The sequence below is a fragment of the Flavobacterium sp. AED genome, assembly GCF_000812945.1.
Classification (GTDB): domain Bacteria; phylum Bacteroidota; class Bacteroidia; order Flavobacteriales; family Flavobacteriaceae; genus Flavobacterium.
The window spans coordinates 130897-143206 of the sequence record NZ_JSYM01000005.1; the positions used below are offsets into that span (position 1 = coordinate 130897).

Consider the following 12310-nt stretch of genomic DNA (forward strand, 5'->3'; position numbering starts at 1 on the left):
TGCTTTTTACAAATTAAAGGATTTCGATGTTAAATTCAGAATTGAAAGTTTCATTTTCATTCAGAATTTGAATGCCTTCTTTTTCAAATATATTCCCCGAATTTTCGCCTGTATCCGAATAGCCAAACCATGGTTCTATACAAAGAAATGGCGCATTCATTTTTGTCCAAATTCCTAAACTTGGAAAATCCTCAAAATTCACTTTTAAGAATGGTTTTTTGTTTTCTAAAATAGTTATTGATTTGGATTCTAGTGTTTTGAAAATCAAGGCATCATTTTCGAATAATTGATAAGTCAAAGGAATCTGGCCTTCTTGGGGTTCCAATTTTTTTGTTTCATTTGAAATCAAATCATTTTCAAGAAGATAATATTGTAAAGGTTCTTCTTTTTCAAATTGAATGGAATAATTTTCAAAATTTCCTGGTAAAGCTAATGCAGGATGTGCCCCTATAGAAAATGGTATTTGTGAATTTCCCTTATTTATAACTTTGTACGCGATACTTAAATTATTTTTTTCTAAAGTATAAATGATTTGTAATTCAAATTCGAATGGATATACTTTTAGGGTTTCTTCAGAAGATTGTATCGAAAAAGTGGCGCTGTTTTCCTTTTTTTCAATTAATTCAAATTCCATTTCTCTTGCGAAACCATGACGAGATAAATGATACTTTTTATTATCGTAATCAAAAGAATTATTTTTCAATGTACCCACAATCGGAAACAAAATAGGAGAATGCTTGCCCCAAAATTCTGGATTCCCCTCCCATATGTATTCTTTATTAAAGTTGTTTTTTAGTGAACATAATTCGGCACCAAAGTTATTTATTGTAGCGGTTAAAAATGTATTTTTAATGACTGTTTTCAAAGCAGTTTCTGTTTAAATTTAGATTGTAAATATATTTAAAATTTAATTAAAACTATAAATTAGTTAAAATCTATACTATGTTAATGTTACCCTTTTCAATAAATTATTTTTTTGTTACAATGTGAGTTATTTTTCATTTATTTGTTATAATATTTATTCAATAATTTTTTTTTAATGTAACAAAAGTATTCGCTTTTATACTTATTGTTAATCAAACAGATAAAAAGTAAAAAATCAATCAAATTATGAAAAACAATTTCATTAAAGCTACATTGTGTTTAGCTTTCATTTGTGGAGTTTCTTCGCTTCAGGCACAAGATACAAAAGCAAATGTGTCAAAGTATGATTATCATGATGCCTTTGCACCAGGATTTTATACAAAAAATGGAACAGAAACGCGTTCTGCAAGTGGTCAACCCGGTTCAAAATACTGGCAAAACAGAGCTGATTATCAATTAACGGCAAATTTAAATGATAAAACCAGTGAAATCATTGGAACTGAAACACTAACGTATACCAATAATAGTCCAGATAAATTGGCTTTTCTTTGGATGAATGTTGACCAAAATTTATTTAAAAATGATTCCCGTGGAAATGCCGTTATTCCAGTAAGCGGAAGTCGCAACGGAGCAGACGGAGAAATTTTTGACGGAGGTCACAAAATCAAATCAGTTAAAGTTATCGCAACAGTTGGAGGAAAAGCTATTGAAAAAGAAGCAAAATTCACAGTTGTAGATACGCGTATGCAAATTATTTTGCCACAAGAATTAAATGGTAACGGTACTTCAATTAAAGTAAAAATTGACTTCTCTTATATCTCACCAAAATACGGTTCAGACAGAACAGGTGTTTTAGATACTAAAAACGGTAAAATTTTCACTATTGCACAATGGTATCCTAGAATGTGTGTGTATGATGATGTAAAAGGTTGGAATACTTTACCTTATATAGGTGCCGGAGAGTTTTATTTAGAGTATGGAGATTTTGATATATCAATTACAGCACCTGCTAATCATGTTGTAGTTTGTTCAGGTGATTTGCAAAATCCATCAGAGGTTTATACAGTTGAACAACAAAAACGTTGGGCTCAAGCTGCTGCAAGTGATAAAACGGTTATGATTCGTACTGCCGCCGAAGTTACAAATCCAAGTTCTCGTCCAGCAGGAAAAGCAACTTTGACATGGAAATTTAAAATAAAAAATTCTAGAGATGTTGCTTTTGCATCATCAGCTGCTTTTATTATTGATGCTGCCAAAATTAATTTACCAAGCGGAAAAAAATCTATTGCAGTTTCAGCTTATCCAGTTGAAAGTGATGGTCAAGGTGCATGGAGTCGTGCTACTGAATACACTAAAACATCTATTGAAAATTATTCAAAACGTTGGTTTGAATTTCCTTATCCTGCCGCCACAAATGTTGCTGGTAATGAAGGAGGAATGGAATATCCTGGAATTGTTTTTTGTGGATGGGAATCTAAAGGAGATGATTTATGGGGAGTTACTGATCACGAATTTGGTCACGGTTGGTTTCCTATGATTGTAGGTTCAAACGAAAGATTATTTGCTTGGATGGATGAAGGGTTTAATACATTCATTAACTCATTGAGTTCAGTAGATTTTAATAATGGAGAATACAAGCAACCGGCTACAGACATGCATCGTTCAGCAAACAGAATGACAAATGCTGAAATTGAACCTGTTTTCTCTGCACCAGATGCATTAAAAGAAGCAAATCTAGGTGTTTTGGCTTATTTTAAACCAAGTGCTGGATTAATCATGTTGCGTGAACAAATTCTTGGAAAAGAACGTTTTGATTATGCTTTTAGAACGTATACTGAACGTTGGGCTTTCAAACACCCAACTCCAGATGACTTTTTCCGTACTATTGAAAATGTTGCCGGTGAGGATTTAAACTGGTTTTGGAGAGGTTGGATTATTAATAACTGGCGTTTTGATCAAGCAGTTTCTAAAGTTAAGTATATAAAAAATGATCCTGCAAAAGGAGCTATTATTACTGTAGATAATTTAGAGAAAATGCCTTTTCCTGTAATTTTGGATATTAAGTCTAAATCTGGTAAAGTGACTAGAGTTAATCTTCCTGTAGAGATTTGGGAACGTAACAAAAGTTGGTCTTTCAAATCAAATACAACTGAAGAAATTGATACAATAACACTTGACCCAGGCCATGTTTTTCCTGACGTCAATACGGATAATGATACTTGGACTTCAGGTAAAGGAGAATTAGAGAAAGATGTAATCTTAGATGCTTACATAGGATCGTTTTCAAGTAAACAAATCCCTATAAAACTTGTTTTTTCTGAAGATAACGGTGTTTTAGTAGGGAAATCAGAAGGTCAGCCTAATTTGAATCTTGTTCCTGCCGGAAAGGATAAATTTGTTTTTGATCAAGCTGGACTTACCGTTCAATTTAATGAAAATAAAAGTGAATTTACATTGGGATATAACGGTCAGAGTTTCTTATTTACAAGAGATAAATAATTTTAGAATACTATTTACTAAAAACGCCAACTTCACAGTTGGCGTTTTTTTTTGCTTTACATTTAAAAGTAACTATTTTAATTTTTATTCTGGAATTTGTTGACTCAAACAATGTAAAGTTCCAAAACCCCAAATGAAATCAGTAGCACTAATTCCGATGATTTCTCTATCCGGAAAACATTCTGAAAGGATGTTTAAAGCTTTCCTGTCATTATTGTCGTTAAAAGTAGGAACTAAAACGCAATTGTTCAAAATAAGGAAATTAGCATAACTGGCAGGCAAGCGCAAGCCATCAAACTCCAAGCATTTCGGCATTGGTAAAGCAACAATTACAGGTGATTTACCATTTTCTAATTTAGCATTTTGCAATCGTTTTAAATTGTCTTGTAACGGTTTGTAATTATTATCTGTTGGATCTGTTTCTACAATAGTCACAATCGTATCTTCGTTTACAAATCGGCATAAATCATCAATATGACCATGGGTATCGTCACCTTCAATTCCGTCACCTAACCAAATCACATTCGTAATTCCAAGATATTCCTTGAAAACCGCTTCGTAATCTGCTTTAGTGAAATTTGGATTCCGAACCTGAATATCAGGATGCATCAAGCATTCTTCCGAAGTCAGCAAAGTTCCTCTTCCGTTGCTGTCAATAGCACCACCTTCAACAATTACCGGTTTTCCTTTGTATAGTACTTGAGTAACAGGAATATTCAAAAATTCGCCCACTTTAGCAGGAACAAATTTGTCTAATTGAATGTTTTTATACTTCGCCCAACCATTAAAATTAAAGTTTAAGGCTTCTCTTTCGGTTCCGTTTTTAACGATTATTGGACCCGAATCACGCATCCAACTTCTATTGGTTTTATGTATGATGTACGAAACATTTGCAAGATCAACATGAGCTGTTTCCAGCATAGTATTGACTTTTTCTTTCTGGTTTTCATCAGCAATCACTAAAAATACGGACTCGAAAGTGGCTATTTTTTTAATGAATTCGACAAAAGCCCATTGAACCGCTTCGTATTTTCCTGGCCAATCTTTACCATTATGTGGAAAACAAAGTAAAATACCTTGTTGCTTTTCCCACTCAGCAGGAAATCTTCTATTATTTGTAGTAGTCATAATTAGTCGATTGCTCTTTTTGTAATATCACCAAAAGCGTCTATTCTTCTGTCTCTGAAAAATGGCCAATTTTGACGTACATTTTCTTGTAAATCTAAATCTACTTCGGCAATCAGGATTTCTTCTTTGTCGTGTGAGGCTTGCGCCAAAATTTCGCCTTGTGGTCCCGCTATAAACGAAGATCCCCAAAACTGAATTCCCGCCGTATCAGGCAAGTATTGCTCTAAACCAATTCTATTTGCTGCGGCAACGTATACACCATTTGCAACTGCGTGACCTTTCATGACACTCATCCAAGCGCCATGTTGGTTTTCACCGTATTGCTCTTTTTCTTGTGGATGCCAACCAATTGCTGTTGGATAAAACAACACTTCGGCACCTTGTAAAGCAGTCAAACGAGCTGCTTCAGGATACCATTGATCCCAACAAATTAATGTTCCCACTTTTCCTTTTTTGGTAGGAATAGTTTTAAAACCCAAATCTCCAGGCGTGAAATAGAATTTTTCATAAAAATGAGGATCATCAGGAATGTGCATTTTGCGATACAATCCTGCTTCTGAACCATCTGTGTCAATGATGTAAGCGCTGTTATGGTAGATTCCAGCCATTCTTTTTTCGAAGAAAGGAACAATAATTACCACGCCTAATTCTTTTGCCAAAGCGCTAAAAGCAATAAACGAAGTGCTGTATAATGGTTCTGCTAAAGCAAAATTATCAACATCTTCACTTTGACAAAAATAATGACTGCTGTATAATTCCGGTAACGAAATCACTTCGGCACCAAGGTTGGCGGCATCACGAACCCAACTGATACATTTTTTTAAGTTGTTTTCGGCAATATCATTAAGATTCAATTGAATGACTGCTATTTTGTATTTCTTGTTTGGCATGACTAAAATTTTAGAATGCAAAAATAGTGAATTTTATAAAGAGTAGAAAAAGGGGTAATGTGTTTTTTAGGTTTTAAATAGTCTGTGAATATATCGAATTGGATTTTTAGGAATTACAATGAAGTTGAGAGACTTCATTGAGCTGGTACAAAGAGCATTTACTAATTGTACTAAGACTTTGAGCTGGAGAAAAAATTAATATAAAATTGGCATTAACAAAGTTAAAGAGGCTTTATTTTTGTATATAGTATTATAGCTAACAAAATGGGGTAAGTTTTTGTTTGATTTAATAGTGTAATTTATGATTAATTAAATTTTACAATTATGACAGAAGAATTCACAATCATTGAGAAAGAAGACATAGCTTCTCTTAAGTTCCCGACAACAGATGTTCTGGACGATGATAACGAAATAAAAACTAGAATAAGTGATATCAATAGGGCTTTATCATTGGGTAATTTAGAGCATTCGAAAATTAAAATTTTCTTTGAAGATAACGAATCCAAAAAAATTGTAGATACTACGGTTTGGGCTGTTACAGACAAAAATGTTATCTTAAAGCAAGGTGTGATGATTCCAATTCACAGAATATATAAGTTGTTTTAGGGTATTGTATTCTTTAATTATTTAGAACGGTTTTTTTATCACTATTTGTACTAGCGGAAGCGCCCTGCTAGGACTAGCGTGGTAATATTCCTCCAAAACCTTTCGGTATTAGCAGTACTGTTTTTAATTACTTTTGAAAAAAAAAATATGGGGTTCAAACATATATTTAAAGCTAAATTAGATTGGCTTTTTGCGACGACGTATACTAAAAGTCATGCCATAACGATTGACGATAAAGCTGTTCTACATGTTTCTGCCGCTAAAGCTTTCAAAGGAGATCCAGCTTTGTATAATCCTGAAGACCTCTTATTGAGCAGTGTAGTTTCCTGTCACATGATGTCTTACTTATATGTTTGTAAACAAAATGGTATCGACGTGGTATCCTATACAGACGAAGCAGAGGCAACTCTTGAGGTTTTGGCCGACGGTAGCGGACGTTTTATTGAAATTAAACTGAATCCGAAAGTTTGTATCAGTAACAAAGAAAAAATAGCGGAGGCACTTAGCTTACATAAAAAAGCAAACCAACTCTGTTTTATAGCCAATTCGTGTAATTTTCCAATTCTACATTTTCCAATTTGTGAAATTGCTGCTGCAAATTAAAGGTTGTGTATTTTTACTTTTTTTCGATACTAATTATAAAATCGCAATTAAATCAGCCGGTTGGTTTAATACATATTTTGCGCCATTTGAAATCAATTCTTCTTCAGGTCTATAGCCCCATGAAACCCCAACGGCATACATATTAGCATTCGTTGCCGTTTGCATATCAATACCGGAATCCCCTATGAAAATGATTTCTTCGGCTTTTAATCCAAAGTGTTTACTTATTTCCACTGTTTTAAACGGATTTGGTTTTTTTAGTGATTCTGTCGTCAAACCTACTATTGGATTAAAATAATCAGGAAATAGGGTTGCTGTAATTTCCTTTGTCAGGTCATCCGCTTTATTCGAGAATACGCTTAGTTTTATATTGCGTGATTTTAATTCGTCTAATAATTCGAATATCCCATCATAGGCTTTTGTTTTACGTGTACAATTATCACGATAAACTTCAACCATCAAATGGTAACAATGATCAATTTGTGTTTCCTCATTATGTGTTTCCGGCAAGGCTTTACTCACCAAATTTCTCAGGCCACTACCAATGAAATATTGATAAATAGCATAACTGTGAGTGGGGTAATTGAGACCTTCAAGGACACTATTCATAGCATCTGCAATATCTTCCAGTGAATTCACCAATGTTCCGTCTAAATCAAAAATAATTCCTTTAAATTTCATTTTTTATTCTTTAAATCAATCGAAAGGATGTGTTTTTCGATTGCTGTTTTGGGATCAGAGGCAAAGGTAGAGATATTGTTTTTTATCTGTTAGTGACTTTTATAAATTATATTTATTTGGCTCGATAACAGATTTGCAATCTGTGAGGACAAATTATAAAGTAAATTGACAAAAGATAGAATGATAAAAAAAATAGAAAATAACAAGTTGGGCTAGACAATTGGAATGGGCACGGATTGCAAATCCATATTGTTGTGGTGATATATCTGCGCCATCGGGTGTACAGTAGGAGGGAAGTTGTTATGAAAACCAATAGTTCTGCTCCAAAAAAAACACCAATCTCTCGACTGGTGTTTGCTATTGTTTTCTTTTTGTGTCATTTCGACCAAAGGGAGAAATCACATTTGTTGCTCAAATTTGTTGCTCTCGTTATGTGATTTCTCCTGCGTCGAAATGACAAAAGACTATAATCAGGAAACTAACTCGGTTTGATTTCTAAAAACCAGTTTCCCATCAAACGCATCGATTAAAACGATACTGTCTGTAGTTATTTTTCCGGATAGAATTTCTTTGGATAATTCATTGAGCACATCTCTTTGAATCACTCTTTTCACGGGTCTGGCTCCAAATTGCGGATCGTATCCTTTTTCGGATAAATAGGCAATGGCTTCCGGAGTTGCGTCCATGGTAATGCCTTGTTGTGCCAGCATTTTGGTTACATTTTTCAGTTGTAAACCTACAATTTGAGCAATGTTTTCATTGGTAAGCGGCGTGAACATCACGATTTCATCAATACGATTGATGAATTCCGGACGCACCGTTTGTTTCAATAATCCCAGCACTTCCACTTTTGCAGCTTCGGTTGCGGCTTCCACGCTTCCTTTTAGATTTTCAAATTTTTCCTGTATAATCTGGCTTCCCATATTAGAAGTCATGATGATAATCGTGTTTTTAAAATCGGCAAGACGTCCTTTGTTATCTGTTAAACGTCCTTCATCCAAAACCTGTAGCAAGATGTTGAACGTGTCCGGATGCGCTTTTTCAATCTCATCTAATAAGATTACGGAATATGGTTTTCTACGTACGGCTTCGGTCAATTGTCCGCCTTCATCATAACCCACATATCCCGGAGGTGCACCCACCAAACGGCTTACGCTGTGGCGTTCTTGGTATTCGCTCATGTCAATACGCGTCATCGCATTTTCATCGTCAAACAGGTATTCCGCCAAGGCTTTCGCCAATTCGGTTTTTCCAACTCCCGTTGTACCCAGGAAAAGAAAGGTTCCCACCGGTTTTTTCATATCCTGCAATCCGGCACGGCTTCTGCGCACGGCATCACTCACGGCCTGAATTGCCTCTTCTTGTCCTACGACTCTGTGATGCAATTCATCTTCCAATTTTAGCAGTTTTTCTCGTTCCCCCTGAAGCATTTTCATCACTGGAATTCCCGTCCATTTGGCTACTACTTCGGCAATATCTTCGCGGGTAACTTCTTCTTTTATTAATGATGTTCCAGATTGGTTTTCTTGTAATTCCTTGAGTAAAATGGCCAAACGTTCTTGGGCTTCTTTAATTTTTCCGTAACGAATTTCGGCAACTTTTCCATAATCACCATCACGTTCAGCTCGTTCGGCTTCGTATTTGAAGTCTTCAATTTCCGTTTTTACAGCTTGAATATTATCGACTACATCTTTTTCTGATTTCCATTTTGCGTAGATTTCGTTGCGATCTTCTTTGAGATTTGCCAAATCCATACCCAAAATTTTAAGTTTGCTTTCGTCTTTTTCTCGTTTAATGGCTTCAATTTCAATTTCCAATTGCATAATTTTTCGATCCAAAACATCCAGTTCTTCGGGTTTCGAATTGATTTCCATACGCAGTTTTGAAGCGGCTTCGTCCATTAAATCGATGGCTTTGTCCGGAAGAAAACGGTTGGTAATGTACCGTTGGGATAATTCGACAGCCGCAATAATAGCATCGTCTTTGATTTGGACTTTATGATGTGTTTCGTATTTTTCTTTAATTCCACGTAAAATCGAAATAGCACTTTCGGTATCTGGTTCTTCGACCATTATTTTTTGGAATCGTCTTTCGAGTGCTTTGTCTTTTTCAAAATATTTTTGATATTCGTCCAATGTTGTTGCTCCAATAGCACGCAGTTCCCCACGAGCCAACGCCGGTTTCAGAATATTCGCCGCATCCATAGCGCCTTCGCCACCGCCGGCTCCCACAAGTGTATGGATTTCGTCTATGAATAAAACAATATCGCCTTCGGCAGAAGTCACTTCTTTCACCACGGATTTTAATCGTTCTTCAAATTCCCCTTTGTATTTGGCACCGGCAATTAATGCCCCCATATCAAGGGAATACACGATTTTATCTTTCAAATTGTCTGGAACATCTCCGTCGACAATTCTGTGTGCTAATCCTTCCGCAATGGCGGTTTTTCCCACTCCGGGTTCTCCCACTAACATCGGATTGTTTTTGGTTCTACGGGTTAGAATTTGCAACACTCTACGAATTTCCTCGTCACGACCAATAACCGGATCGAGTTTCCCTGTGCGGGCCAATTCGTTCAGATTTTTGGCGTATTTATTTAAAGAATTATAGGTTTCCTCAGCAGATGCCGAAGTCACTCGTTCTCCTTTTCGTAATTCGTCGATAGCAGCTTTTAGTCCTTTTTCGGTAACGCCTTGGTCTTTTAGGATTTGGGCAACTTTGCTTTTGGAACCAAATATGGCTAAAATTAAATGCTCTACAGAAACGAATTCATCATTCATTTTTTTTGCAATAATTTCGGCTTCGTTCAGCGTTGAGTTTGCGGTTCTGGAAAGCATAATTTCACCTCCGGAAACTTTAGGGAAGCTTTGTATCGTGCTGTCTATTATTTGTTCCAATAAACTCACATTTACATTCAGTTTCTTCAATATAAAAGGCGCCACATTTTCATCAACTTCAAAAATGGCCTTGAAAATATGTTCGTTTTCTATTTGTTGTTGCCCGTGGCTTTGCGCCAATTGTTGGGAAAGCTGAATGGCTTCCTGGGATTTGATTGTAAATTTATTTATGTTCATGATGGTATATTGTTTTGTTGTTATTTGACTAACTTTGCGAATTATATTCAATATATATTCCAATACAATAATACAGACAAATTGACGGAAATTTCATGATTTTTATCATACTTTAAAGTCAAAATGTCTTAAAATAAGACAATTATGAGTTTTTTTCAAAATATTTTTAATAGTTCAGAAGACAAGGATTTAAAAGAAAGCAAAATCAGCTGGAATGTCTTGACTGATTTAGGGCAACTGAATGAAATTATTTCAGTTTCGAATGAAAAACCGGTAGCAATTTTTAAACACAGTACCCGATGCAGTGTAAGTAGGATGGCGCTGAAACAGTTTGAAAATGAGTTTAATAGCTCAGATAAAGTTACGCCTTATTTTTTAGATTTAATAGAACATCGTGATATTTCTAATGCCATTGCGGATCAATTTGGTGTAATTCATCAATCCCCACAATTGATAGTTATAAAAGACGGAAAAGCCATTTATAATGTTTCGCATAGTGATATTGATGCGGAAGAATTAGGTAAAAAGGTTTAAAAATCAACAGCTTAAATTTAAAGTATAAAAAAAACCATCAGCCGCGGCTGATGGTTTTTTTTGTAACAATTATTTTGGGTTTGAATTAATAAGAATCTTTCATTTTATTTTTTATTGCATCCAAACAAAGGTTGTTGATGCTTCCTTCATGCGTATGCTTAGTTTCTTTTGGCGATTTAAAAGTGCCATTTTCCAATTGTTCAGCAACAGCTTTATAAGCATCTCTGAACGGCATTCCCGCAACAACCATTTCGTTTAAAGAATCTACCGTAAACAAATAATCGTATTTTTTATCGTCTAAGATATGCTCTTTTACTTTAATGTCTTTAATCGCAAAAATTGCTATATCCAAACACGCTTTTAGGTTTTGAATCGCTGGAAACAATCCTTCTTTCAACAATTGTAAATCCCTGTGATATCCACTTGGGAGGTTGTTGGTAATTAAAGTGATTTCGTATGGCAAGGCTTGAATTTTGTTGCATTTTCCACGAATCAATTCAAAAACATCTGGGTTTTTCTTGTGTGGCATGATGCTCGAACCTGTTGTAAGATGCGAAGGCAAAGTGATAAAATCAAAATTTTGACTCATATACAAACAAACATCCATCGAGAATTTTGATAGAGTAGCAGCAACGCTGCTCATGGCAAAAGCGACTGTTTTTTCTGATTTTCCACGGCTCATTTGTGCCGCTACCGAATTGAATTTTAAAGTTTCAAAACCCAATTCCTTTGTAGTGAATGTTCTGTTGATAGGAAATGAACTTCCGTAACCTGCTGCAGAACCTAATGGGTTTTGATCCACGATTTTCAAAGCGGCATTCAACATTGTTACATCATCAATTAAGGTTTCAGCGTAAGCGGAAAACCACATTCCAAAAGAGGAAGGCATTGCAATTTGAAGGTGTGTGTATCCTGGCAACAATACATTTTGGTGTCTATCTGCTGATTCCATCAGTAAATCAAAAAGGCTTTTTACTTGCTCTTTAAATGCTGCAACTACATCTTTAAGATATAAATTAACGTCTACCAAAACTTGGTCGTTACGAGAACGAGCGGTGTGGATTTTTTTTCCGGCGTCGCCTAATTTTACTGTTAGTAAATATTCGATTTTCGAATGGACATCTTCAAAGCTGTCTTCGATTTCGAATTTACCGTTTTCAACGTCTTTTATGATTTCTTCTAATGCCAAAACCAAAGAAACGGTTTCGGAGTCTGTTAAAAGACCTATTTGCCCCAACATTTTTGCATGCGCAATCGAACCTAAAGCATCATATTTTGCCAGAACTAAATCTAGTTCTCTGTCGTTTCCAACGGTAAAATGTTCGATTTGTTTATCAGTTGGTATTCCTTTTTCCCAAAGTTTCATATATGGATAATTAGATTTTTAGATTATTTGACTACATAGAATATTAGATTATTAGACTTTCTAAG

The 12310-nt window shown here is 35.2% G+C and carries 10 protein-coding genes; 4 read left to right on the forward strand and 6 right to left on the reverse strand.

The window, feature by feature from the left end:
- Nucleotides 1-13: 13 nt before the first annotated feature.
- Nucleotides 14-865, reverse strand: coding sequence for an aldose 1-epimerase family protein (locus OA85_RS14945; protein WP_039110628.1), 852 nt, complete (start codon nt 863-865; stop codon nt 14-16).
- 245 nt (nt 866-1110) lie between these two features.
- On the opposite strand from OA85_RS14945, the gene OA85_RS14950 reads away from it, so the two are divergent.
- A complete protein-coding gene (locus tag OA85_RS14950) occupies nt 1111-3363 on the forward strand; it encodes a M1 family metallopeptidase (protein WP_039110629.1) in 2253 nt (750 codons plus the stop codon).
- Nucleotides 3364-3447: 84 nt separating this feature from the next.
- Here OA85_RS14950 and OA85_RS14955 read toward each other — a convergent pair whose 3' ends face one another.
- The gene (locus OA85_RS14955) at nt 3448-4491 is read right to left on the reverse strand and encodes an agmatine/peptidylarginine deiminase (RefSeq protein ID WP_039110631.1); all 1044 of its coding nucleotides are present in this window, start codon (nt 4489-4491) and stop codon (nt 3448-3450) included.
- 2 nt (nt 4492-4493) lie between these two features.
- The gene (locus tag OA85_RS14960; RefSeq protein ID WP_039110633.1) at nt 4494-5381 is read right to left on the reverse strand and encodes a carbon-nitrogen hydrolase; all 888 of its coding nucleotides are present in this window, start codon (nt 5379-5381) and stop codon (nt 4494-4496) included.
- A 324-nt stretch (nt 5382-5705) separates the two neighbouring features.
- On the opposite strand from OA85_RS14960, the gene OA85_RS14965 reads away from it, so the two are divergent.
- Both OA85_RS14965 and OA85_RS14970 read left to right on the forward strand, forming a co-directional pair.
- Nucleotides 5706-5987, forward strand: a complete 282-nt coding sequence (locus OA85_RS14965) for a hypothetical protein (RefSeq protein ID WP_039110634.1) — start codon at nt 5706-5708, stop codon at nt 5985-5987.
- A 147-nt stretch (nt 5988-6134) separates the two neighbouring features.
- Complete coding sequence (locus OA85_RS14970) at nt 6135-6590, forward strand: OsmC family protein (protein ID WP_039110707.1); 456 nt, start codon at nt 6135-6137, stop codon at nt 6588-6590.
- 33 nt (nt 6591-6623) lie between these two features.
- On the opposite strand, the gene OA85_RS14975 is transcribed toward OA85_RS14970, so the two are convergent.
- Entirely contained in the window at nt 6624-7271 is a 648-nt protein-coding gene (locus tag OA85_RS14975) for an HAD family hydrolase (RefSeq protein ID WP_039110635.1), read from the reverse strand.
- Between the two features lie 470 nt (nt 7272-7741).
- Nucleotides 7742-10345: an ATP-dependent chaperone ClpB gene (gene clpB, locus OA85_RS14980; protein WP_039110708.1), complete on the reverse strand. Its 2604-nt coding sequence runs from the start codon at nt 10343-10345 to the stop codon at nt 7742-7744.
- Nucleotides 10346-10489: 144 nt separating this feature from the next.
- On the opposite strand from clpB, the gene ytxJ reads away from it, so the two are divergent.
- On the forward strand, nt 10490-10879 hold the full coding sequence (gene ytxJ / locus OA85_RS14985; RefSeq protein WP_039110636.1) for a bacillithiol system redox-active protein YtxJ: 390 nt from the start codon (nt 10490-10492) through the stop codon (nt 10877-10879).
- Between the two features lie 85 nt (nt 10880-10964).
- On the opposite strand, the gene argH is transcribed toward ytxJ, so the two are convergent.
- Nucleotides 10965-12245 carry an argininosuccinate lyase gene (gene argH / locus OA85_RS14990; RefSeq protein ID WP_039110637.1) on the reverse strand — a complete coding sequence of 427 codons (1281 nt, stop codon included), beginning with the start codon at nt 12243-12245 and terminating at the stop codon, nt 10965-10967.
- Between the last annotated feature and the right edge of the window lie 65 nt (nt 12246-12310).